The organism is Bacillus sp. NPDC094064, assembly GCF_050279585.1.
GTDB lineage: Bacteria > Bacillota > Bacilli > Bacillales > Bacillaceae_G > Bacillus_A.
Window position 1 is genome coordinate 1 of record NZ_JBNNUI010000018.1, and the last position, 23,938, is coordinate 23,938.

Sequence of the window (23,938 nt, forward strand, 5' to 3'; positions counted from 1 at the left end):
TGCTGCGATAAATTTATCAAGATGGGTAAAATAAATGCTTGATAATAGGAGGTAACGATACTGCCTCGTGTGGAGTGTTATACCCCTCGTCCCTTCGGGGTTGCGAGAACACGATGAAGCACTAACTTGTGTAAATTTGATTGAATTGTATAGATTTAGTTAAGTTTATCGTATCGGATTACAGATCCTAGAATAAACTTAGCAATTGAAGAATATTGTGTGAAGAATTTAGATATTAACGAAACATATTTACTGTTCTACATTAACGAACCTTCCATTATCATTGGTAAAAACCAAAACACAGTAGAAGAAATTAATGCGGATTACGTAAAAGAAAAAGGTATTCATGTCGTTCGTCGTCTATCAGGCGGAGGCGCAGTGTATCACGATTTAGGGAACTTAAACTTCAGCTTTATTACGAAAGATGATGGAGATAGTTTCAGCAACTTCAAAAAATTCACAGAGCCTGTAACGAAAGCGCTTGGTAAACTAGGCGTAAATGCAGAGCTAAGTGGTCGTAACGACATTTTAGCTGAAGGTAGAAAAATTTCAGGTAACGCACAGTTCTCAACGAAAGGTCGTATGTTCAGTCACGGTACGTTACTATTTGACTCTGAAATCGATCACGTCGTATCAGCACTGAAAGTAAAAATGGATAAGATCCAATCAAAAGGAATTAAATCAATCCGCAGCCGCGTTGCGAACATTACAGAATTCCTAAACGAAAAAATGACGACAGAAGAGTTTAGACAACTTCTTCTAGAAACAATTTTCGAAGGGGAAACAGAAATCCCAACGTACGAATTAACAGAAGAGGATTGGAAAGAAATCCACAAACTTTCTGAAGAACGCTACCAAAATTGGGACTGGAACTACGGAAAATCACCGAAGTTCAACTTGCAACATTCACACCGCTTCCCAGTTGGACAAGTTGACGTTCGCCTAGAAGTGAAAAAAGGAACAGTAACAGAATGCAAAATTTACGGTGACTTCTTCGGTTCACTAGATGTTCATGACATTGAAGAGCGTTTAACAGGCGTACAGTTCGATAAAGACGCATTCGCCGCCGCATTAGAAGGCGTAGATATCGCACGTTACTTCGGTAATATTACAACAGAAGATTTCTTACATTTATTCTTCTAAAAATGAGGAGGCTGTCATAACTGGCAGCCTCTTTCTTTTTGCGTAAATTGCCATGTTTTGTCGGTAAGTCGATATCCCTTGTCGAATCGCCGATATAATTCAAGTAACGTTAGATATATGTAAAAAATCGCCGATATAATTCAAGTAACGTTAGATATATGTAAAAAATCGCCGATATAATTCAAGTTGCGTTCGATATATGTAAAAAATCGCCGATATAATTTCATTTACCACAAAACATAAAATCACAGGACATCTGCCCCTTATAAATGAATATACATAATAAAAGGAGGCGGATTGATATGAAAAGAGTAATGTACGTTGTATTATTGCTCAGCTTCGTAATAGGAATGACAGCGTGTAACAGTGAAACTTCCTCAAGTCGCACACTTTTATCTATTGGAAAGCCAGCAAAAGATAATGTCATATATTTTACGCATACAGATAACAAACGAAAGATAAAGGAAATAAAAGACATGTTTCAAAACAAGAAGTGGAAAAGAAATGAAACATTCAGCACTGTGAATAAAACACCAGATGTCGTCTTTTCAATAGATGAGGACAATACAGGGTTACCGACATTGTATGTTACTGTGTTCTTTCATGAAGATGGAGCGGACGTTCTTAACTTGTACGGGGAGTATACGAGTTTAAATAAAGAGGAAGTTGAAAGACTTAGAGAAAAGATGAGTGCATATTATCCTAAAATGATTTTTGGGCTAGTTTCATAAATTACTTGCAAACGAAATTCCCTTATCCTTCCAAAGTGAATCAAGTGGAGGTGATTTGTGTATATGCAGTTAATAGAATATCACTTGCCACTTTAATTTTCTTTTAATATAATTAATTTAGAATTTTTAAATATTCTAAATTTTATAAAGGTGGGGTTTTTGTGAATCTCGTTCAATCTTTGGCTGAAACGGCAAAAAAGAAGGGGGATAAACCGGCTTATGTTTTTATGGATCAGTCGGTCTCGTATGACCAATTAAACAAAATGGTCACAAGGTTTTCTAGCAATTTAGCAAAAATGGGCATTGGAAAAGGGGACAATGTCGCATTAGTTGTTGGGAATTCACCACATTTTTTGGTCGGTTTATATGGAACAATGAAAGCGGGAGCAACTGTCATTCCAGTTAATCCAATTTATACAGCAGACGAAATACATTACATTTTACAAAATGGAGATGTAAAAACAATCATCGTACTCGACGTCCTTCTACCTGTTATACAATCTCTTACAACAAGACTTCCTTCATTAGAAAACATCATCATATGCGAAACCTCATCAGATTTTAACCATACAGAAACCGAAAAAATGAAAACGTTTACTAGTTTTGTAGGAACTGGAGATACAACTTACGAAGGTCCTGAACTAGATGAAGAAGACGTAGCGGTTATCCTATACACGTCAGGCACAACTGGAAAACCGAAAGGCGCTATGTTAACACATAAAAATTTATATAGTAATGCGAGCGATGTGGCGTCGTATTTACGATATACGGCTGATGACCGCGTCGTTGCGGCACTGCCGATGTTCCACGTGTTCTGTTTAACAGTTGCGGTAAATGCGCCGATTGTGAACGGGGCGACCATTTTAATGTTACCGAAGTTCAGTCCGAAAGAAGTATTCCATATTTGTCGCACGTATGAGCCAACGATTTTTGCTGGTGTACCGACGATGTACAATTACTTATATTTATTTGAAGAAGCGAGCGCAGAAGACGTGAAGACACTTCGTCTTTGTATTTCAGGTGGTGCGTCCATGCCTGTTGCCCTTCTGCAAAACTTTGAAAAACGTTTTGACGTAATTGTTTCAGAAGGATACGGTTTATCAGAAGCATCGCCAGTTACTTGTTTCAATCCGTTAGATCGTCCTCGTAAACCAGGATCAATTGGCACAAATATTTGGCATGTAGAAAATAAAATTGTAAATGAACTTGGGGAAGAAGTACCAGTCGGTGCAGTTGGTGAATTAATTGTGCGTGGCCCTAACGTTATGAAGGGCTACTATAATGCGCCAGAAGATACAGCTGCGACATTAAAAGACGGCTGGCTATATACAGGTGACTTAGCGAAAATGGACGAAGAAGGTTACTTCTATATCGTTGATCGTAAAAAAGATATCGTCCTAGTTGGCGGTTATAACGTATATCCTCGTGAAGTAGAAGAAGTATTATACACGCACGAATCCGTAGCGGAAGTTGTCGTAATCGGCGTACCGGACGAAAACTTAGGAGAAGCAGTACGAGCTTACGTCGTTTTGAAACAAACGAACGTAACAGAAGAAGAACTCATGCATTACTGCACGTTACATTTAGCGAAATATAAAGTACCGATGAGTATTGAATTTTTAGCAGAATTGCCGAAGAATACAACGGGTAAATTACTGCGAAGAGCATTACGAGAAAAAGCGATACAAGTATAAAAAATAGAGGCAACCACCGTTATGAAGGTGGTTGCCTTCATATTTTTTAGCATTGGTTAAGCTATGATGCCATATATTTAAACCGTAATATGACTAGTAAGGAGGAGATATACGTGGAGCAAAAGGAATTACGTTTGCGGCGAGTGCAATATCTTATTTGTGACATTATGGATGAAATGAACGCTGAAAATAAGAAGAAAAACTCAGAAACATTGCAGAAAGTAATTGACCAGCTCTCAGGTGCAATTGGAGATTTAGTAGATCCATCCGGTACGTACTCAATCGATTATTTAGAGAGAAAAGTTCATACAGCGCACTATTTATTATTTAAAAATGATCGTAAAGCATATTTGTGTAATAAATAAACATTCATCGTGTAATGGGATGTTTATTATTTTTAACATTTATTGATAATAATTATCAGTGAAGAAGTAAGTGGAACGTGTTTCAGTCGACCGATTGATTTGCGAATAATAAAAATCGAAACAAAAGCCTTGCTACACGTTTGTAGTAAGGCTCTTTACAGTTGTTTTATTCGGAAAAATTATTCATTAGAAGTAGTATCAATCGCTTGAATAGCAAGTTCCAACGATGTAATCCTTCTTTCTAAAAGAGTTTTTTGAGGACTACCAACCTTTGACTTAACATAAGCATTTTCAATTGATGGAAGCAAACGAGTAAGAACAGTGCGAGCTTCTGCTAAATCTTCTTGGGTGTAATGATGGGGCTTTTGATTCCAAACACTTTCTAACATTGCTAAGCCGATGCAAGCTGCTTTGAGGCGTTTTTTTACTAACGTAGTATTTGAGCCTTTCTGAGTCATTTGTGAAAAGGCACTCTCGAGTTTACGAATTGTTGACTGTAAGGATTTTATTGACTCCTCTTTCTGTACATTTGATACGTTTTCCATGTTAGTACTATCCTTTCTTCGCTTTTAAATGATTTTGCTTACTACTTGATCAAATCGTTAAGAACAGCATGTTACTTGCAATATTTTAACATAAATAGATTAAACAAAAGGCTAAAGATATACTCTTTAGCCTTTTGTTTAATCTGTTCTTCTCAGTTTTATATTCATTTGAGTTCATTTACGAATAAATTCCACTGCCCTGTTTTTATTACCGGATAATTCTATAGGTACAGAGGGGTAGGATGCAGTATATAATTTTTTCATCATATACCTCCTAAAGTAGTTTTAACAAGGTAATGGTTTATTTTTCATTGTGATATTCTTCTAAAGTGATACCTTTTTCATATATTTCTGTTGCAATGTCACCTACGTATCGAATATGCCATGGTTCATATGAATAACCCGTAATGTGCTCTTTTCCTTTTAAATAACGTATAATAAAGCCAGCGCGATGAGCATTGTTTTTAAGCCATTTTCCTTCAATCGTATTCGCGAATTGCGTTTCTAGTGTATTATTGACACTATTCGCAGATACATCCATCGTTAACCCCGTTTGATGTTCGCTGTGCCCTGGCTTTGCAGAAACTTTATCAGCTTGGATTTGACCTTGTTTCTCTACATTTCGTCTATAAACAGTTTGTTGATATTCTTCAGAACGAAATCCAGATATAGCATGTAATACGATTCCATCTTGTTTCGCTAAGGCAAATAATTTTTCCAAAGCGATAGCAGCTTCTTTTCGTAAATGACTTTTTTCTTGAATCCCATCAAATGCAAATGTAACCTTAGGTACAACTAAATCGTCAGGTCTATAATTACTTGGAAGTTTCCTAGTTTTATTAACTACTACATCTACAGTATCGGGGGATGCAATCGTTACAGATCCATCATTATTTTGTATATCGTCTTTACTTTTCGCAATGTCAGTGATGTTAGGTAAAAAAATATATATACATAGGAAGAGAAAAACAGCGCCCCCTACTAATCTTATTAATTTTCTAATCATTATATTTACTCCTTATAGCTGATCTATTTTAAAAGTTTCATCATTTGTGATGAAGCTAATTAGTGAATTGCTTTTACATATCTATATAATTCATATTAGTTGTTTATTATAATTTAAAGATTAATGCTACCAATTCAAAAAAGTTGAGCTAATTTTATTAAATCCATATGAAAATAATTTTTTTGTTTCTATAAATCTCTTAGTATCTTCGCTAGTTCCCATAACAACAGAAATTAGCCTGTTTTCACCTTGTTTTGCTGTGCCTGTAAAACAATATCCTGCTTCATCTGTAAATCCAGTTTTCAAACCATCAATTCCTTGGAAATACAATTCATCATTAGATGTATCGAGCATCTTATTTGTAGTCATTATAGTTGCACCATTATACGATAATGTATAGTTTGTTAGCTTGGTTATATCTAAAACTTCGGGATATGTTTGTAACAAATGTTGTGCGAGCGTTGCTACATCAAAAGCAGTCATTTTTGATTCTTGATGTTGAGCATTTGGTAGTCCTGTAGCATTAACAAAATGAGTTTCATTAGATAAATTTAATTGCTTTGCTTTCGCATTCATAAGTTTTGTGAAATTCTCTTCACTTTTAGAAATATGCTCAGCTAAAGCAACAGCAGCATTATTGGCTGATGATATTACCATCGCATGAAATAAATCTCTAACAGTCAAACGATTACCAACTCTTACATTGATCTTAGCTCCAATGCTATTTACAGCATTTGGACCAATTCTGACGGGATCGCTCCATTTTAATGTACCGTTATGAATTTTCTCTAGTACAATATACTCAGTCATCATCTTTGACATACTTGCTGGAGCAAGGGGCATATTTTCATTCTTACCATAAACAACTTTTCCTGATTGTGCATCCATTAATATAGCAGCTGTAGCGTCTATAACGGGTTCTTTTGTAAAAGTCGAATAAGTATATAAGGTCACAAAAATAGCAACAAATACTATAAGCATGTTCCTACTTCTCTTTGCTATTTTCATTTTCTATTCTCCTTCATCATTGTTACTAGCAAAGTGTATATTTCAGGTTTTGTTGCAAAGTTTTCGAAGACATTGTAACAGAACCAGATTTTTATTATTACATTGCAATAGTAAATAAACTATCTAATAACCTTACGTAAAGGTGACAATCTTGTAAGGTTTCATAAGTAGAAAATGACGGTAAAAAAGTATTTGTTTGTTATGGGGTAGAATATTGGCTGTTTAAATCTTGAAGCTAATCCAATTGGGGTGTTAGATGCAAATCTAACAATTAGAGGTTTTTACTATGACGAACGAAGTGCTTAATATTTACGTTTAACGTGCATAACAAGTTATAATAGAAGAAATTAATAAGGAGGCTCGCTGTGAAAAATCTTCGTTATCTCAATATATTTACGATATTAATTATATACACACTACTCATGTTTTACATCGGCTGGAATGGATGGGTTTGGCTTCATGCAGTATTCGGCTGGGAGTCTTGGGGATATTACGCTTTTGTAGTCGGATTTATTGCATATGCGTACATTTTCGTGCAAGTATTTAAGTTCCTTCCATTTCTACGGACGATTGGTTCGATTTGGTTTGCGGTCATACAATATGCGCTTATGCTGTTACCGCTTGCTGATATTACAGTCTTCCTTTTACAATTTGGGGTGGAAAAAGAAACGGCAATTATTTGGACAGGGACGGCCGTAATACTTGCGTTTATCTTTATTTTCTCGTATGGCGTATTTAATGCGTATAGCCCGGTAGTAAGAAAATACGAAGTACATATACCGAAAAAAGTAGAAGGACGTAAAAGTTTACGCATTGCGATGGCTTCTGATATGCATTTCGGTAAACTGTCTGGTGTTTCACATTTAAAGAGACTTGTCCGTCATGTAAATGAAATGGAGCCCGATATTATTTTGCTGCCAGGTGATATTATCGATGATCATCCAGGCGTATTCATTCAAAAAAACATGGGGCCTATTATGAAACAAATGAAAGCTCCATTAGGCGTATACGGCGTATTAGGAAATCACGAATATTACGGAAGAGCGGTTCCGGAATTTTTACAAGAGATGGATAAGATTGATATTCGTATTCTTTTAGATGAAGTGATCACAATTGAAGATGACTTTTATCTCGTTGGAAGAAGAGATAAAACTGAGCGAGATCGCCAAAGCTTTGAGAAGATTATGAGTGCGGTAGATAAAGCGATGCCAGTTATCGCAATGGATCACCAGCCATTTGAATTGAAACAAGCAGCGGATGCCGGGGTAGATTTATTATTATCCGGTCACACGCACCGCGGACAAATGGCACCAAATCATATTGTGACGAGAAGAATGTATGAACTGGACTGGGGATACGTACAAAAAGGGGCATTCCACGCGATTGTTTCTTCTGGTTTCGGATTTTGGGGACCACCGCTTAGACTTGGAAGTAGGTCAGAGATTGTGCAGGTGGAGGTTACGTTTGAATAGAGAGCTGATGGCTCTCTATTTTTTGATAAAAATACATATTTCTGTTGGTATTATTTGTATAAAAGAGGTACGATTATAAAACGCGGCTGAAATAAAGGGGGATTATAAGTGCTTATATCAGATGTACTATACGGAGAATTTGAAGTAGATCAAGTGTTAGAAGAGTTGATTGTAAGTAAGCCTGTGCAAAGATTGAAAGGCATTCATCAAAACGGAGCGAGTTACTTAATGAACGAGAAGTGGAATGTAACGCGCTTTGATCATTCAGTTGGTGCTATGTTGTTAATTAAAAAACTTGGTGGTTCAGTAGAAGAACAAATTGCAGGTTTACTGCATGACGTATCGCATACTGCTTTTTCTCATGTGATTGATTACGTTTTTGATAACGACAATGAAAGTTATCATGAAGAGATATTTAGCTCGGTTGTGAAAAATTCAGAAATTCCAGCGATTCTTGCGAAGCATGGCTATAACTATGAAGATATTTTGTTAGATGATTCGAAGTGGACGTTACTCGAAAGGTCCGCGCCAGAATTATGTGCAGACCGAGTGGATTATACGTTACGAGATATGTATACATACGGATATATTTCTTTGGAAGAGGTTCATAGCTTTTTAGAGGATGTCATCGAAGTGAACGGGAAAATGGTGCTTCAAAATATCGAAATTGCAGAATGGTTTACAAAAGCGTATTACAAAGAGGTAATTGATTTCTTTATGAAGCCAATGAATATATACGGAAATGATATGTTAGCGAAAACGTTAAAGTTGGCTCTTCATAAAAAGGTCATTCATGCAGACGATTTTCTTCTTGAAGATGACGAGCTTATAGTGAAATTACAGCAATGTAACGATCCAGAAGTGGAAGATTTATTAAGAAAAGTTCATCCAAATGTAGCAGTAAAAGAAGATAGAAACGATTATGATTTGTATCAGAAAAATAAAGTGCGCCTTATTGATCCGCCGTTACTTCGCGCCCGGGAAGTTGTTCCATCGTCTGTCGTGTCAGAAAACATAAGACAGATGAGTGATACAGCTTATGAAAAAGCGGTGAGAGGGACGTATGTGAAAGTGATTTCGGATTAATGGAAAGGAAAAGGTGTCATCAATTATGATGACACCTTTTCGTTTTTAATAATCAAACCAATTCCAAACCTCAATATCTCCAAGAGTCGCATAACGTACGTGCGGGGAGTTTTGTAGTTTTAATAATTCTTTTGACGGCCCAGTAATGACAATGCCGTATACTTTCACGCCGTTATCTTTTACATACTGATAGCGCTTATCTAAGTTCAGCTCTTTTTCATGAGTTTGAGTAGTTTTACTTACAGTTTCTTTATGTTCAGAAAGAATACGCATCATTTCTATTACTTCATCTTCTTTTGTCTTTGGTCGTTTTGCTTCATTATTAGGGAGATTTATATGCTCTCGAAATCCGATAACCTCTCTGCCATGTAGGATAAAATCTTCTTCATTTATTCTTTCTTGTCCTGTGTCTAAAGCGTACCATACAGGGGTTGGCGGCATTTCTTGTGCTTCAAATACGCTATACAGAATTGATTCTAATTCTTGTAAAGTGTAAGCTTTATCGAAAGATATCGCTACTTCTGCAACAGTTCCCTCATGTACTTTTGCAAGTGTATCCCACACTTTTTTAGATGGTTCTTTCAAATGATCACCTTGCTTGATTTTTGGGTGAACAAAGGAAAGTTTGTTTGAATAAAATCTGTTTTCCCAGGATGGATTTGAGACAGTTACAGACGACAAGAAACTACGCGTTGTTACTGTACCGATTGGAATTTCTTTTTTGCCGACCGTTTTATATAAATCGATTTCATTTTCTGTACGGAAAAAGGGTTTAATCTTTGTGCTGCCTCCAGCGGAACGACTATTTGGCATTGTTGCTTCTAGTGCGAGTGCTGGAATTTCATCTACTTCGACTAACTTTTTCATATTATAGAAGTAAAAAGAAGATGAAAAATGACCGACAAAATAGATTGCTATACAAACAGCAAGAACAAAACTAACGGTTTGCCAACGCTGTTTCCACTTAATTCTCCAAAATGGAACTTTAAGATCTTTTGGCGGTAACTTTTTCTTGATCGGTTCACTCTTCGTAAGCAATTCGTCCAAATACACTTCACATTCCTCACAAGTCTCTATATGACTTTCTAATTCTTCTTGTTCATCACGTGTGAGTATTCCTATTTCATATTTTTCCCATAGTTTTTTAAATGCTGCACAACCCATCTGTATCACTCCTTTATGTTTCTCGCTTCTTTCCGTCCGCGGTGTAACTCAATTTTCACTTTCGCTAATGAGAGACCGGTCATTTCTGCTATATCCTTATACGAGAATCCGTAGTAATCTCGTAGTAGTAGGACATTTCGTCTTTCAAGGGGAAGAGAAGATAAACTGTCTAACCAACTAGCAATCTCATGTTTTACGAAATATTCATGTTCTGTACTTGGCACGTTTGGTAAATGGAATTCTTCCACTGTAGTTGTTTTATATTTTTTCTCTTTTCGATACCAATCGATAAAGGCGTTGTAGGCAATTGTAAATAACCACGGCCTAATTTCTTCTCCTTTATAATAGTCAATATGGACGAGCATGCGATAAAAGGTTTCCTGCATGAGATCTTCAGCACAGTGAGAATCTCCGGTTAGGGAGAGAAGATAGCGAAATAAATCATGCATATGCTCTGAATAAATGTCTTCTAATGATTGTTTGCGTTTCACTAATTTCCCTCCCTTCATAAATAACAACGAAATACATATAAAAAAGTTACATTTGTTTTTGGAATTATAGTAAAAAACGTCAAGAATTGGATTGCGTTCTCTTTTATCATAATACATATAAGGCGGGTGAACAGAGATGGAAAGCTATGAAACACAAATTCAAAGGTCCATTGATTATATTGAGGAAGATGTAATGGAAAAACAGACGCTGCGTAATTTAGCGCGGATCGCAGGTTTTTCTGAGTCGCATTTTCATCGTGTATTTCAGGCGTTAGTAGGTGATACAGTAATGGAGTATGTTCGAAAGAGGAGGTTAGCCCGGGCAGCTTATCGACTTTCTCACACGGATGAAAAAGTTATTGATATCGCATTTGAGCATGGCTTTCAATCTCATGAAACGTTCACGAGAGCCTTTAAAAAATTATTTCAAATGACACCGAGTGAATATCGAAAACAAGAAATCGAAACACCGATGTATTACCGAGTGAATGTAAAGCAAAGAAAATTAAATCCGTATTTAGGGGGCATACAAATGGAATATCGTATTGTAAATAAACCAGAATTTTTAGTGGCGGGTTATGAACTGAAGACGACAAGTAAAGAAGGGAAGAATCATCAAGACATCCCAGCATTTTGGCAAGAATATTTACAAAAAGATCTTGGAACGACGATTCCGAATCGTAAAGATACGAGTCAATGGATAGAGCTTGGATTATGTACAGATTTTAATTTAGAAACAGGGGACTTCACTTATATTATCGGAATGGAAGTTACAGACTTTGAAAATGTACCAAATGAAGTTGCAAAGCGTACGTTCCCAGCAGCAACATATGCAGTATTCACAACACCGAAAGTGCCTCACGAAGAAATGGTACCATCTATCCACCAAACGTGGAATGCAGTATTCTCAGAATGGTTCCCGCATTCAGGGTATGAACATTGCGGCGTTACAGAGTTCGAACTATACGATGAGCGTTGCCACGAAGATAAAAGTGAGTTCGCGCAAGTAGAGCTTTGGATACCAGTGAAGAAGAAATAATAGAAAGAAAAGCGAACCGATGAGTGGTTCGCTTTTTTACTTCATAAAAGCCCGATTGTTGAATCGCTATTTGTAAAAAATATGAAATAGCTGCTCTTATAATACAGGTTGCTATATTTGTTGGTTTTTGTCGGTAAATCGATATATCCTAAAAATCGTTGATATAATGCGAGTTATGATAGATATATTTTGAAAATCGTCGATATAATTTCATGTACCGCTGGAATCACCGAGAATAAAAGATACTTAACATAATTTCATTTATCACCAAACTACCTAAAAAAAGAAAAGGCACGACACAGCGCCTTTTCTATGAACGAAACGGAAACACAAGAATAATCGTCGTTCCTTTCCCAAGTTCGCTATCAATAGAAATTGTCCCGTTATGAGCATGAACGAGCTGCTTTGTAATGGCGAGACCAAGCCCAGTTCCGATGTTGCTTTCTTCTGTATTTGTTCCTCGGTAATAGCGTTCAAATAACAGTCCTTTCGTTTTTTCATCCATCCCTTTTCCATCGTCTGAAATAGATAGTGTAAAGGAGTTAGCATTTTGTGAAAGGTTTACGATTACATTTGTCGTTTCATTATTATGTTTTATAGCGTTTGCGAGTAAGTTTTCGATAATACGCTGGAACCACTTTTCTTCAATAAAATATTGAATTTTGTTTGAGCTTGGTACAAATTCAATATTTTGATTTTGTAGTGTCGGATTATTAATGAATTGCAGTAATACTTTTTGGACGAACTGATTCATTTCAACGTTTACGTGTTGTGCAGGAAGGGCGTTGTTCTTTAGTTGATACGTTAAGCTTAAGTCATCAATTAATGTAGTCATATATTGAGATTTCTCTTTCATAACGCTACCGAACTGTTGGATGTCTTGCTCAGTCCAGTTGTAATGCTTCGATTCTAGTAATAACGCGTATCCGTAAATAGAACTAAGTGGTGTTTTTAAATCATGCGTTAAACCGGTAACCCATTCTTCACGTGTTTGTTGCAGTACTTTTCTCATTGCATCGTTCTTTTTCAAGGTAATAGAAAGGTGCTCTAGTGAGTTTGTAACATCTTTAAATATACGGAACGACCATTTTTCTTTACCAGAGTGCCGGAACCGAACAGGTTTGCCTTTTTTACTAACAGGCTCTTCATATTTTCCTCCGGCTATGTTTTTAAGCCAGCGCATTGTGTGTAACAAAGGCTTTCCAAACTTATTTCCATACCAAATTGAAAGAATGACTAAATAAACAAACACAATAAGGAGGATTAAACTGCATCCGATTAGAAGTTTCTTAGTAAATATATCATCTAATTCATCATCTGGATAATAATGGGCGTTTGGAGCGGATACAACGACGAGGTGACCGCTATTTGAATCGTAAAAACTAGATATATTTTCTTTATAATTCCACGGTTCTTTTTCATTAAGAGCCGTTTGTATAGCTGAAAATGTTTTTTTCTTCCCTGTTGGATAAGAAAAAACTTCTTCGCCACTGTTATTAAATATTTGCAGTGTTGCTTTTTCTTTAGAAAGTAATTGTTGTTCTTGTTCAGTTAAAGCAAATTCATTTAATGATAAAGAAGGATGTTCTTGTTGTATCGTTTTTAGTAATGCATTACTTTTTAGTTTGGCACCGTAAATAACGAGAGCCTGTTTCTTTTCTAATTCAATTTCCCAATAGTTAAATTTATAAAGATTGTTGCTACCATTCTGTAAATATGTAAGCAAGGATGTCTTTGTGTAAGAGGTCGGAACATCGTTAGGTGTATTAAAGCTGTAAAGAACCTTTCCATCTTCATCTACAATTTGAAGCCAATCACTCTTTTCTGCTATTAAATCTTTTACCTCAGATTTTAAAGTAATGTTATTGTCTTCAGAAGAAATATATTGGGAGATTGTAAAGGTATCATAATCAGAAATATTAGGTTCATATAAAGTACTATTAAGAAGAAAAATTAAATAAGAAAAAGAAGCAACTACTGCGATAAGTAACGTAACTAAGACAAAAACGTGTTGTAAGATAAACTGGATTATAAGTCTCTTATTAAAATTCATATTTTCAACCTACTTTGTAACGAACTTATAGCCAAGCCCGCGCACAGTTTTTATATATTCTGGTTTACTTGGATCTTGTTCAATTTTTTCGCGTAGCTTTCTAATGTGGACCATAACGGTATTGTCATCCCCGTTATAAGCTGGTGCCCCCCAAACTTTTTCGTATATTTCCTCTTTTGAAAATACGTAATTCGGATTCTCGCAAAAGAAGAGTAGTAGTTGAAAGAGTTGAGCGGAACATTCGACAACGTGTCCATCTACTGTAAGTTCTGCGGAATGTTGATCAATTTTAAATCTTCCGAATGAAATGGAGTGTGCTTTAGATTCGTGTGATACTACTTGCTTTATATGTCTTCGAAGTTGCGCTTTCATACGTGCTACTACTTCTAGTGGATTAAATGGCTTCGTAATATAATCATCTGCACCGTATGAAAAACCAGATAGTTTATCTAAATCAGATGCTTTCGCTGTTAAGAAGAAAATCGGACAATCTGTTTGTTGGCGAATGATTGGACAAATATCAAAACCAGACTGTCCAGGAAGCATGACATCTAAAATGATTAAATCGTAATTGTGTTGCCCGATGAGAGATAAAGCTATTTCAGCTGATGTTGCAGTGGTAATATGGGAAAAACCTTCTTTTTCAAGAATGGTAGTTAGTAGTTGTAAAATTGCTGTTTCGTCATCAACGAGTAAAATATTTGCTTGATACATAACAATCCCTCCTAATTTCCTCGAATATCATACCATCATTTTGTAACTTATGGAATTTTTAAGGAAATTTTAAGGTTTTCTTTCACAAAAAATTAAGAATCAAATGATATGATAAAAGTAACATAGGGGAGGAGATGAGTGTGAATCCGTTTCAAATGATGCGAGCTAGATATTTTTTAATTGTATTTGCACTATTAACTTTAGTAGCGAGAAGTAGCGGGGAATTGCTAGAAAGTACATTTCATATACAAAATTCTTCTTTCATAAATATTCTTATATTCTATATCCTTCCGATTACATGGATTTTTTATGAATATAGAAAACACCGTGTTTCATTTTCATGTTTTATTAATAAAAATGAAACATTTAATTTGGTGCAAGTTTTTTACATTGCGATTATATTATGCATGTTCAGTTACGGTTATCTTATTTTGTACATGTACAGCTTTGCATGGATTACACCAGATTTTATTATGAATGCTTTGCATGAGCCAATTGTAGATAGTGCCGGGGGATATGTATATCAACTTATTATGATTGTATTTATCGCACCAATTATTGGGGAGTTTGTGTTTCGCGGATTTTTACTGCAGCGCTTTGCTGCAAAATGGGGAACGAGTATCGCGATGATTGCCGTCGCACTTTTATTTGCGATGTTACATGTCGATTTTCTCGGTGCCGCTTTATTTAGCATCGTACTATCCATTATATATATTCGTACGAAAAGCTTACTCATGCCAATTGCAATCCATATGTTAAACAATGCATTTGTAATCGGTGCTTCGTTTCTAGTAAGTAGAGAAAAGATCATGAGTTTTGCAGATTTCTCAAACTACACGACGTTTTTCCCGGGACTTATAATTTTTATAACAGGATTAAACTTAGTACTCATCTTTTTATTTGTGAACCGCAAATATTGGAGTAAAGAAGTTCCAGTTATATATGGAGAGCAGGCAAAGAGTTTTTCAGATGTAGTGGGGGATAAATGAGATGAAGAAGACGTTTGAAAGGAATGTATAAAATTATATGAATGAAACGATATCATCAAATAAGTTTTTTTATTTGATTTTACTTAGTATCGTGCTAATCACGACAGGAAATGTTATTCTTCGTTGGGAGGAAGCTTACTTTTTCATGTATTTAGCGCTCCATTTATTAGGGATTTTATGTATAAGTGGCGGAATAGTTACTGAAAAAAAGGGTGAAGAAAGTATTAACTATATGTGTGTCATCGGTCTTATTTTACTTTTAGCTGTACAAGGTATTATGAAATATAGTTCTTTTTCGGTACACGATTTTAGTTTGTTAATAGATGTTCTACCTTAAGGAGAGCACTTGTTTTAGTAAGTATGCGAGTGTGTTTCTAACCGAATAGAGTGTATACAGGTAGGTGAAACTCTTCTTATGTAGAAGAGTTTTTTTATGTCATTAGCTTGTTCTAATTTAGCATGTACGAACTTACAATAATAATAGACAGGCAGCATAGAGGAGGGAATAGCGTGAGGAAAGTTATTGGGTGGTCGCTTTTTTTGTACGTTGGATTTGCGTTACTTATATATTGGTATTTATTTGGATGGAATCATGAACTCATTCCGGAGATGTATAAAGGAACGAGTTCAGATCCAGAAACTTTTATGAATGCGAGGGAGCTTGCGCTAAGCCAAGATTATTCGCGCGTGAAAAATTTACTGTACTTTTTAGCGACGCCTCTTGAATGGATTATTTTATTACTTGTCCTTGTGCTCGGTATTTCAAGAAAGTTTGAGAAATGGTCGAAGGAAACGACGAAAATAAGTGTCTTACAAGTTGCGATTTATTTCTTTTATTTATCATTACTTACTACAGTTCTTGCCTTGCCGATGCAATGGATTAGCCGTAAAGTATCCGTTGATTACGGCATTTCAACGCAAAGTACACAAAGCTGGATAAAAGATCATGTGATCGGTTTTTGGGAGAGTTATGCAACTATGTTAATCGTAGTTACTGTTCTGTTATGGCTTATCCGTAAATTTCCGAAGAGATGGTGGCTAGCGGGATGGGCACTCTCTGTTCCATTTACAATCTTTTTAACATTCATACAGCCTGTCATTATTGATCCACTTTATAACGACTTCTCGACGCTGAAAAATAAAGAGCTAGAAACGAAAATTTTAGCGATGGCGGATAAAGCTGATATTCCTGCTAAACATGTATATGAAGTAAATATGTCAGAAAAAACAAATGCGTTAAATGCATATGTAACAGGAATCGGTCTTAACTCGCGTATTGTAATGTGGGATACAACACTTAAGCAATTAAAAGATAAAGAAATTTTATTTATAATGGCTCATGAAATGGGACATTATGTTATGAAACATATATATTGGGGTGTTGCTAGTTATGTTTTACTATCGTTTATAGGTATGTATTTAATTAGCCGTATTTTGAATATGTGTATTCGAAAATGGGGAGATACGCTGCAAATTTCAAAAGTGGCATGTTTCTCAATTTTACCTTTATTTTTCTTAATTTCCTCTGTATTATCCTTTGCATCACAACCAGCAACAAACTATGTTTCACGTATAGAAGAACGCGCGGCGGATCAATACGCTTTAAATATGACGAAGGACGGAAAATCTGGTGTGAAAACATTTCAATATTTATCAAAAACAAGCTTAAGCCAAGTGAATCCACCTGCGTTAGTGAAATTTTTCTTATACACGCACCCACCAATTTTTGAAAGAATTCATACGTTTGAACAATATGAAGAAGCGAAGAAGCAGTAGTGTACTGCTTCTTTTTATTATGGCGTATTCGAGTTTTGGAAAATTATAGTGTATAATAAAAAGAATATTCAGTGAAATGTTTAGGAGGTTAATATTTTGTTTCATTCAAAATCAATGCCGGCTATCAAAATGATTCTTTCGATGTCTATTTTCGGATCGATTGGATTTTTTTCTGTCCAAACGGGTTTACCGTCGTTTGAATTAGTATTCGTTCGTTGTATTTGTGCCACTGTATTTTTAACGTTATGTTGGTTCGTAACAGGACAATATAAAAACGAAAAATGGAATAAAAAAGAGATCGTGCAAATAGTAGCGTGCGGTGTATTTCTCGTTTTTAACTGGGTATTTCTATTTAAAGCGTTTGAAGTTATGTCAATTACCATTGCGATTTCTGTCTACCATCTTGCGCCAATTATCGTCTTAATGATTGGGAGTATCGTATTTAAAGAGAAGCTAACAACATTTGCGGTTATGGCGATTGCTATTTGTTTCATCGGTACAGTTTTAGTAGCTGGAGTAGATGGAAGTGTGTCGCTTGAGAAACTCATGTCATCTGGAATGGTATGGGCACTACTTGCGGCGTTATTTTATGCTTTTACGACTTTACTAGGGAAAGGAATCAAGCATACGAGTGCGTATGCGATGACATTTGTACAAACGTTTTTAGGCATATTTTTATTATTACCATTCGTAGATTTTGGCCAGTTTAAAGGATTAACCGAGATGAACTGGACGATGATCACAGCGACAGGACTTATACATACTGGATTTGTGTATTACTTATTTTTTGACAGCTTAAGAGATTTACCGACGAGACTGATTTCTGTATTAGTATTTTTAGATCCTGCTGTTGCGATACTATTAGATACAGTCTTTACTGGATTTAGACCGACTAGTATGCAAGTAGTAGGGATTGTTCTTATATTCGTAGGAATGGCATTTACTTTTCGAAAGGGAACAGAGAAGGAGCTATCAGTGAATACGAGCGCAACATAATTCACTTTTCTCGCTTTTTGTGTCAATAAAGTGAAATTTAAAAATGCAAAGGAGTTCACAAAGAGATTGTAGAATATTTTATTATATAACACCTAAGATGTGACAACTTCCTTTTGAAAAAGAAAGAAGGGGGTCTAAAGCAGAAAGGTAGTCAAAATGTTTCTTCTAGAAGATTGGCATTTTATCTTACATTCACCAACAAATTAGTACTCCTGAAACAATGAAGTTCAATGCTTCGTATTATCTATTATTTTTCTATTTAACATAAAATAGAAATAGGGAGAGAGGACAATGAAGAAAAAAATATTGGGTGTAATGATGATTGCGACAATGGTAGGAGGTATATTTGCAGGAACGAATGTGGCGCCTGTAAAAGCGGAAGAGTATCCGGAAATGATTGTATTTGATGATGTTCCATACGGATTTTGGGCATATGATGCTATTTTAGATTTAGCTTATAATAAAGTTATAGTTGGGTACGGAAATGGAAAGTATGGTGTTGGAGATCTTACAACACGTGAACAAGTAGCTGGGGTTATTTATAAAACACTTGAAATGAAAGACGAAGGAGCAGTAGCAAATCCATACAAAGATATTTCTGAAAGTTCTACTAATTTCAAAAAGGAAATTTTAGCATTAACAAAACGTGGTGTTTTTAAAGGTGATACAAACGGAAACTTTAGACCGAAATCACCAATTTCTCGAGCTGAAATGGCAGTAGTACTTCAAAAGGCATATACTTTCGAAGCGAAACAAAAGCATACATTTAAAGATGTACCAAAAGGACATTGGGCAGAAGAGGCAATTAGTGCCCTGCAATCTAATCAGGTTGTTACAGGAACTGGAAAAGATATGTATGAATTAAATGGCTTTGTACCGAGAGAACAATATGCACAGTTTATAAATAATGCGATTATTAATTATCATTTGAAAGAGGATTGGAAATAGCGTGAAATAGAAGAGCGCAAATAGAAATATTTGTGCTTTTTTGTTTGTTTAAAAAGAATAAATATACATCTATATGCGTGTTTACTATTGTACATAAGCTTGATAATCAACCTCGTAAAAAAGAAACGATGTGTAATATGATTCACAAAAATGTCACGGAATTTGTCGAAAAATATATTGTTACTATACCGTTAATTATGTATATTTTAAAAAAAATATATACATATTGGGGAGATAATTTCATGAGCAAAAAATTATTAAAAACAGCTACAGCATTAACGATTATGGGTGGGGTGTTATTCTCAGCAGAGGGTAATAATGTAAAAGCGGAAAGTGCACCGCTACAAAATACAAATACAATTGTATTTAAAGATGTACCAGAAGGACATTGGTCATATGAGGCAATTCATGATTTAGCGGCAAACGAAATTATTTTTGGATATGGAGATGGAATCTTCGGTTTTGGGGATAATGTAACACGTGAGCAAGTTGCGGCTTTAATTTACCGTGTGTTTGATATAGAAGAACAAGATGAATATGAAAATCCATATGGAGATATCGATGAAAACTCGACAGACTTTATCGAGGAAATATTGGCTTTAACGGAAATGGAAATTTTCATGGGAGACGAGCATGGAAACTTTAGACCGAAGGCAACGTTAACGCGTGCAGAAATGGCGCAAGTTCTTACGAATGCTTTTGACTTACAGGCAAAGGGAACTCATACGTTTAATGATGTTGCAGCAGATTCATGGGCAAAAAACGCAATTAGTGCGATCCAAACAAATGATATTACAGCTGGAATCGGAGAAAATAAATTTGGTCCGTCTATGAAAGTAACAAGAGAACAATACGCACAGTTTTTATATAAAACAATGTTGCAGAATGTGGAAGAAGAGCAGCAATAAAGTTTAATCAGTAAAAGTAGAATTTAAAAATCATACAAAAAGGTCGTTGTTGTATAACAGTGGCCTTTTTTGTATGGAATAAAGCGCGGAATCATCGCGTTTTGGAAAAAAATGCAATGAATTTTCAAAAAAAACTTCCTTTTCTGAAGATTTGTTATATAATATAAAACATGAAATCAAATCTGTTATAAAACAGTTTAAGAAGGGGATGCTAATATGTCGACGCAAACTTCACGGGTTACACTCGTAGGAGAAATGTTACCAGCGTACAACGAAATATTGACACCTGAGGCGCTTAATTTTTTAAAGGAACTGCATGGAAAATTCAATGATCGCCGCATAGAACTTTTACAAAAGCGTGTAGAGAAACAAAAACGAATTGATGCAGGAAAGTTTCCGAAGTTTTTAGAAGAAACAAAGCACATTCGTGAAGCGGATTGGACAATCGCTAAGCTGCCAAAAGATTTAGAGGATCGTCGCGTAGAGATTACTGGACCAGTAGATAGAAAGATGGTCATTAACGCTTTAAATTCAGGAGCGCATCTTTTTATGGCGGATTTTGAAGATTCGAATTCACCAACTTGGGAAAATGCGGTGGAAGGCCAACTGAACTTACGAGATGCAGTAAAGGGAACGATTTCGCATAAGAATGATAAAGGAAAAGAATATAGATTAAATGATAAAACAGCAGTACTTATCGTGAGGCCAAGAGGATGGCATTTAGAAGAAAAACATATGAAAGTGGACGGACAGAATATGTCTGGTAGCTTAGTAGATTTCGGACTTTATTTTTTCCATAATGCGAAAGCTCTTTTAGAAAAAGGGAGCGGCCCATATTTCTACTTACCGAAAATGGAAAGTTATTTAGAAGCGAGGTTGTGGAATGATGTATTCGTATTTGCTCAAACATACATCGGTATTCCAAACGGAACAATTAAAGCGACGGTGTTACTGGAAACGATTCACGCTTCGTTTGAAATGGATGAAATTTTGTATGAGCTAAAAGATCATTCTGCTGGATTAAACTGCGGACGTTGGGATTATATTTTCAGCTTTTTAAAAGGCTTCCGGAATCATAATGAATTTTTACTACCAGATAGAGCGCAAGTCACGATGACGGCGCCGTTTATGCGCGCGTATTCTTTGAAAGTAATTCAAACGTGTCACCGCCGTAATGCACCGGCAATTGGAGGGATGGCGGCACAAATTCCGATTAAAAATAATCCGGAAGCAAATGAAGCGGCTTTTGAAAAAGTGCGTGCTGATAAGGAGCGCGAAGCTTTAGACGGTCATGACGGGACTTGGGTTGCCCACCCGGGACTTGTACCAGTCGCGATGGAAGTATTTAATCACATTATGAAAACACCGAATCAAATTTTTAGAAAACGTGAAGAAATACATGTTACAGAAAAAGATTTACTAGAAGTGCCAGTGGGAACGATTACAGAAGAGGGCTTTCGCATGAATATTAGCGTAGGTATTCAATATATTGCATCTTGGTTAAGTGGACGGGGAGCAGCACCAATTTATAACTTAATGGAAGATGCGGCAACAGCGGAAATCTCAAGGGCACAAGTGTGGCAATGGATTCGTCATGAAGGCGGAAAGCTAAAGGATGGCCGCAATATTACACTTGAGTTGATGGAAGAACTGAAAGAAGAAGAGTTAACAAAAATAGAAAGAGAGATTGGTAAGGAAGCCTTTAAGAAAGGGAGATTCAAAGAGGCAACAACGTTATTTACAAATCTCGTTCGGAATGATGAATTCGTACCATTTTTAACATTACCGGGTTATGAAATTTTATAAAGTGAAAAGGGGATGGAACATATGAAAAACGAAAGAATCGAGAAATTACAAGAAAACTGGGAATTAGATAAGCGCTGGAAAGGGATCACACGCCCATATTCGGCAGAAGATGTAATTCGCCTGCGCGGATCGATTGATATTGAACATACATTAGCGCGCCGCGGTGCAGAAAAACTTTGGGAGTCACTTCATACGGAAGATTATATTAACGCACTTGGCGCATTAACAGGAAACCAAGCGATGCAACAAGTAAAAGCTGGGTTAAAAGCAATTTATTTAAGTGGTTGGCAAGTAGCAGCTGATGCAAACCTTTCTGGACATATGTATCCAGATCAAAGTTTATATCCAGCGAACAGCGTACCTGCTGTAGTAAAACGAATTAACCAAACGCTGCAACGCGCGGATCAAATTCAGCATATGGAAGGAAGCGGTGATACAGATTACTTCGTACCGATTGTAGCAGATGCAGAAGCTGGATTTGGTGGACAATTAAACGTATTCGAACTTATGAAAGGTATGATTGAAGCAGGTGCATCAGGTGTGCACTTTGAAGATCAATTATCTTCAGAGAAAAAATGCGGCCATTTAGGCGGAAAAGTATTACTACCGACGCAAACAGCGGTGCGCAATTTAATTTCTGCACGCCTTGCGGCAGACGTAATGGACGTACCAACCATTATCGTTGCAAGAACAGATGCGGATGCAGCAGATTTAATTACGAGCGACATCGATCCAGTTGATAAAGCGTTTATTACAGGAGAAAGAACACCAGAAGGATTTTACCGTACGAAAGCAGGTCTTGATCAAGCAATTGCGCGTGGTTTAGCATATGCACCGTATGCAGACCTCGTTTGGTGCGAAACGTCTGAACCAAATTTAGAAGATGCAAAACGATTTGCGGACGCAATTCATAAAGAGTATCCAGGAAAGCTACTTGCTTACAACTGTTCACCTTCATTTAACTGGAAACAAAAATTAGATGAGAAAACAATTGCGAGCTTCCAAAAAGAAATCGCATCTTACGGTTATAAGTTCCAGTTCGTAACACTTGCTGGATTCCACTCATTAAACTACGGCATGTTTGAATTAGCACGCGACTATAAAGAGCGCGGTATGGCAGCGTACTCTGAACTACAACAAGCTGAATTCGCAGCTGAAAAACATGGTTACTCTGCAACACGTCATCAACGCGAAGTAGGAACAGGTTACTTTGATGAAGTAGCACAAGTTATTACAGGCCGTACTTCATCAACGACAGCGTTAAAAGGATCTACAGAAGAAGAACAGTTTACAAAATAAAAGGAAGGGGGCACCTTTTGGAAGGGTGCCCCTTGTTATTTTCTGAACGATTTGAGAGTAAATGAAATATGTGTTCATGTAACAGTGAAATCTATGTGTATTAGAATCGAATATTAGTGAATGTAAACTCAATTTAATTTGTCAGTTATTTTCAAAAAAGATTGTACATTTCATTTTAAGTATGCTATGATGATGTCAGTTGAATAGTTAAATTAAGCAATCCATATGTTATCAAGTGCTGAAAACGAACGAGAAAAAGTATGTGAGAACTAGTTTATGTTTCGTATTTGATAATGTGTGGATTCTTTTTTTAGACAGGAAGACTAAAAAATTAAAAATTTGTATTTTCTTAGGAGGAAATAATCATGGCAGTAACAGGACAAGTAAAATGGTTTAACAACGAAAAAGGCTTCGGTTTCATCGAAGTTCCAGGCGAAAACGACGTATTCGTACACTTCTCTGCAATCGAAACTGAAGGTTTCAAATCTTTAGAAGAAGGTCAAAAAGTTAGCTTCGAAATCGAAGAAGGTAACCGTGGACCTCAAGCTAAAAACGTAATCAAACTATAATTTATAGTTGATGATGGAAAAAAGGATGGCTCATGCCATCCTTTTTTTCAGGCTGTGGAGAAAGTCTTCTCCATAGCCTGTTTTTGTGTCTGAACCTCTTTTTGTGTGTCAACACTGATAAAAAAGAGGAAAAGGA

Annotated in this window: 23 protein-coding genes; 16 read left to right on the plus strand and 7 right to left on the minus strand. The window is 36.1% G+C overall.

The window, feature by feature from the left end; translation table 11 throughout:
- The first annotated feature begins 177 nt into the window (after positions 1–177).
- The 4 genes from ACQKNI_RS25620 to ACQKNI_RS25635 all read left to right on the plus strand — a co-directional run bounded on the left by ACQKNI_RS25620 (position 178) and on the right by ACQKNI_RS25635 (position 3,933).
- Positions 178–1,143, plus strand: a complete 966-nt coding sequence (locus tag ACQKNI_RS25620) for a lipoate--protein ligase (protein WP_088231500.1) — start codon at positions 178–180, stop codon at positions 1,141–1,143.
- 302 nt (positions 1,144–1,445) lie between these two features.
- A complete protein-coding gene (locus tag ACQKNI_RS25625; RefSeq protein WP_098840808.1) occupies positions 1,446–1,874 on the plus strand; it encodes a hypothetical protein in 429 nt (142 codons plus the stop codon).
- A gap of 161 nt (positions 1,875–2,035) precedes the next feature.
- Entirely contained in the window at positions 2,036–3,568 is a 1,533-nt protein-coding gene (locus ACQKNI_RS25630; RefSeq protein WP_088231497.1) for a fatty acid--CoA ligase family protein, read from the plus strand.
- A 113-nt stretch (positions 3,569–3,681) separates the two neighbouring features.
- Positions 3,682–3,933: a hypothetical protein gene (locus tag ACQKNI_RS25635; RefSeq protein WP_088231496.1), complete on the plus strand. Its 252-nt coding sequence runs from the start codon at positions 3,682–3,684 to the stop codon at positions 3,931–3,933.
- A 179-nt stretch (positions 3,934–4,112) separates the two neighbouring features.
- Here ACQKNI_RS25635 and ACQKNI_RS25640 read toward each other — a convergent pair whose 3' ends face one another.
- The 3 genes from ACQKNI_RS25640 to ACQKNI_RS25650 form a co-directional block, all read right to left on the minus strand.
- A complete protein-coding gene (locus ACQKNI_RS25640; RefSeq protein WP_088231495.1) occupies positions 4,113–4,478 on the minus strand; it encodes a hypothetical protein in 366 nt (121 codons plus the stop codon).
- Between the two features lie 301 nt (positions 4,479–4,779).
- Entirely contained in the window at positions 4,780–5,484 is a 705-nt protein-coding gene (locus ACQKNI_RS25645) for a M15 family metallopeptidase (protein WP_088231494.1), read from the minus strand.
- Between the two features lie 126 nt (positions 5,485–5,610).
- Positions 5,611–6,492: a D-alanyl-D-alanine carboxypeptidase family protein gene (locus ACQKNI_RS25650; RefSeq protein ID WP_088231493.1), complete on the minus strand. Its 882-nt coding sequence runs from the start codon at positions 6,490–6,492 to the stop codon at positions 5,611–5,613.
- A 365-nt stretch (positions 6,493–6,857) separates the two neighbouring features.
- On the opposite strand from ACQKNI_RS25650, the gene ACQKNI_RS25655 reads away from it, so the two are divergent.
- A complete protein-coding gene (locus ACQKNI_RS25655; protein WP_088231492.1) occupies positions 6,858–7,964 on the plus strand; it encodes a metallophosphoesterase in 1,107 nt (368 codons plus the stop codon).
- Positions 7,965–8,072: 108 nt separating this feature from the next.
- Positions 8,073–9,050 (plus strand): HD domain-containing protein, encoded by a 978-nt coding sequence (locus tag ACQKNI_RS25660; protein ID WP_098840809.1) that lies wholly within the window; start codon positions 8,073–8,075, stop codon positions 9,048–9,050.
- Positions 9,051–9,095: 45 nt separating this feature from the next.
- On the opposite strand, the gene ACQKNI_RS25665 is transcribed toward ACQKNI_RS25660, so the two are convergent.
- Both ACQKNI_RS25665 and ACQKNI_RS25670 read right to left on the minus strand, forming a co-directional pair.
- Positions 9,096–10,214 (minus strand): anti-sigma factor, encoded by a 1,119-nt coding sequence (locus ACQKNI_RS25665; protein ID WP_088231490.1) that lies wholly within the window; start codon positions 10,212–10,214, stop codon positions 9,096–9,098.
- Positions 10,215–10,219: 5 nt separating this feature from the next.
- A complete protein-coding gene (locus ACQKNI_RS25670) occupies positions 10,220–10,723 on the minus strand; it encodes an RNA polymerase sigma factor (protein ID WP_098252457.1) in 504 nt (167 codons plus the stop codon).
- Between the two features lie 118 nt (positions 10,724–10,841).
- Here ACQKNI_RS25670 and ACQKNI_RS25675 point away from each other — a divergent pair, with 118 nt between their 5' ends.
- Positions 10,842–11,744, plus strand: a complete 903-nt coding sequence (locus ACQKNI_RS25675) for an AraC family transcriptional regulator (protein WP_088231488.1) — start codon at positions 10,842–10,844, stop codon at positions 11,742–11,744.
- Positions 11,745–12,054: 310 nt separating this feature from the next.
- Here ACQKNI_RS25675 and ACQKNI_RS25680 read toward each other — a convergent pair whose 3' ends face one another.
- Together ACQKNI_RS25680 and ACQKNI_RS25685 are read right to left on the minus strand one after the other, a co-directional pair.
- Entirely contained in the window at positions 12,055–13,797 is a 1,743-nt protein-coding gene (locus tag ACQKNI_RS25680) for a sensor histidine kinase (RefSeq protein WP_098252456.1), read from the minus strand.
- 9 nt (positions 13,798–13,806) lie between these two features.
- Positions 13,807–14,511: a response regulator transcription factor gene (locus ACQKNI_RS25685; RefSeq protein WP_088231486.1), complete on the minus strand. Its 705-nt coding sequence runs from the start codon at positions 14,509–14,511 to the stop codon at positions 13,807–13,809.
- Positions 14,512–14,651: 140 nt separating this feature from the next.
- Between ACQKNI_RS25685 and ACQKNI_RS25690 the strand changes: the two genes are divergently transcribed.
- The 9 genes from ACQKNI_RS25690 to cspA all read left to right on the plus strand — a co-directional run bounded on the left by ACQKNI_RS25690 (position 14,652) and on the right by cspA (position 23,802).
- On the plus strand, positions 14,652–15,500 hold the full coding sequence (locus tag ACQKNI_RS25690; protein WP_140417406.1) for a CPBP family intramembrane glutamic endopeptidase: 849 nt from the start codon (positions 14,652–14,654) through the stop codon (positions 15,498–15,500).
- A gap of 37 nt (positions 15,501–15,537) precedes the next feature.
- Positions 15,538–15,837: a DUF2101 family protein gene (locus ACQKNI_RS25695; RefSeq protein WP_088231484.1), complete on the plus strand. Its 300-nt coding sequence runs from the start codon at positions 15,538–15,540 to the stop codon at positions 15,835–15,837.
- Between the two features lie 173 nt (positions 15,838–16,010).
- Entirely contained in the window at positions 16,011–17,276 is a 1,266-nt protein-coding gene (locus ACQKNI_RS25700) for a M48 family metallopeptidase (RefSeq protein ID WP_140417405.1), read from the plus strand.
- Between the two features lie 96 nt (positions 17,277–17,372).
- Positions 17,373–18,272 carry a DMT family transporter gene (locus ACQKNI_RS25705; RefSeq protein WP_088231482.1) on the plus strand — a complete coding sequence of 300 codons (900 nt, stop codon included), beginning with the start codon at positions 17,373–17,375 and terminating at the stop codon, positions 18,270–18,272.
- A 291-nt stretch (positions 18,273–18,563) separates the two neighbouring features.
- Positions 18,564–19,220 carry an S-layer homology domain-containing protein gene (locus ACQKNI_RS25710; protein ID WP_098357349.1) on the plus strand — a complete coding sequence of 219 codons (657 nt, stop codon included), beginning with the start codon at positions 18,564–18,566 and terminating at the stop codon, positions 19,218–19,220.
- 128 nt (positions 19,221–19,348) lie between these two features.
- Entirely contained in the window at positions 19,349–20,128 is a 780-nt protein-coding gene (locus ACQKNI_RS25715; protein ID WP_141555236.1) for an S-layer homology domain-containing protein, read from the plus strand.
- Between the two features lie 216 nt (positions 20,129–20,344).
- Positions 20,345–21,934, plus strand: coding sequence for a malate synthase A (gene aceB / locus ACQKNI_RS25720; RefSeq protein ID WP_098252453.1), 1,590 nt, complete (start codon positions 20,345–20,347; stop codon positions 21,932–21,934).
- Between the two features lie 21 nt (positions 21,935–21,955).
- The gene (aceA, locus tag ACQKNI_RS25725) at positions 21,956–23,233 is read left to right on the plus strand and encodes an isocitrate lyase (protein WP_088231479.1); all 1,278 of its coding nucleotides are present in this window, start codon (positions 21,956–21,958) and stop codon (positions 23,231–23,233) included.
- 365 nt (positions 23,234–23,598) lie between these two features.
- On the plus strand, positions 23,599–23,802 hold the full coding sequence (gene cspA / locus ACQKNI_RS25730) for an RNA chaperone/antiterminator CspA (RefSeq protein ID WP_000301522.1): 204 nt from the start codon (positions 23,599–23,601) through the stop codon (positions 23,800–23,802).
- Positions 23,803–23,938: the final 136 nt, after the last annotated feature.

Excerpts from the sequence above, each read along its gene's own strand:
- ACQKNI_RS25645 (WP_088231494.1), bottom strand. The coding sequence starts at position 5,484 with ATGATTAGAAAATTAATAAGATTAGTAGGGGGCGCTGTTTTTCTCTTC.
- ACQKNI_RS25650 (WP_088231493.1), bottom strand. The coding sequence starts at position 6,492 with ATGAAAATAGCAAAGAGAAGTAGGAACATGCTTATAGTATTTGTTGCT.
- aceA (WP_088231479.1), top strand. The coding sequence starts at position 21,956 with ATGAAAAACGAAAGAATCGAGAAATTACAAGAAAACTGGGAATTAGAT.
- ACQKNI_RS25680 (WP_098252456.1), bottom strand. The coding sequence starts at position 13,797 with ATGAATTTTAATAAGAGACTTATAATCCAGTTTATCTTACAACACGTT.
- ACQKNI_RS25710 (WP_098357349.1), top strand. The coding sequence starts at position 18,564 with ATGAAGAAAAAAATATTGGGTGTAATGATGATTGCGACAATGGTAGGA.
- ACQKNI_RS25675 (WP_088231488.1), top strand. The coding sequence starts at position 10,842 with ATGGAAAGCTATGAAACACAAATTCAAAGGTCCATTGATTATATTGAG.
- ACQKNI_RS25685 (WP_088231486.1), bottom strand. The coding sequence starts at position 14,511 with ATGTATCAAGCAAATATTTTACTCGTTGATGACGAAACAGCAATTTTA.
- ACQKNI_RS25670 (WP_098252457.1), bottom strand. The coding sequence starts at position 10,723 with ATGAAGGGAGGGAAATTAGTGAAACGCAAACAATCATTAGAAGACATT.
- aceB (WP_098252453.1), top strand. The coding sequence starts at position 20,345 with ATGTCGACGCAAACTTCACGGGTTACACTCGTAGGAGAAATGTTACCA.
- ACQKNI_RS25665 (WP_088231490.1), bottom strand. The coding sequence starts at position 10,214 with ATGGGTTGTGCAGCATTTAAAAAACTATGGGAAAAATATGAAATAGGA.
- ACQKNI_RS25695 (WP_088231484.1), top strand. The coding sequence starts at position 15,538 with ATGAATGAAACGATATCATCAAATAAGTTTTTTTATTTGATTTTACTT.
- ACQKNI_RS25640 (WP_088231495.1), bottom strand. The coding sequence starts at position 4,478 with ATGGAAAACGTATCAAATGTACAGAAAGAGGAGTCAATAAAATCCTTA.
- ACQKNI_RS25715 (WP_141555236.1), top strand. The coding sequence starts at position 19,349 with ATGTGTAATATGATTCACAAAAATGTCACGGAATTTGTCGAAAAATAT.
- cspA (WP_000301522.1), top strand. The coding sequence starts at position 23,599 with ATGGCAGTAACAGGACAAGTAAAATGGTTTAACAACGAAAAAGGCTTC.
- ACQKNI_RS25625 (WP_098840808.1), top strand. The coding sequence starts at position 1,446 with ATGAAAAGAGTAATGTACGTTGTATTATTGCTCAGCTTCGTAATAGGA.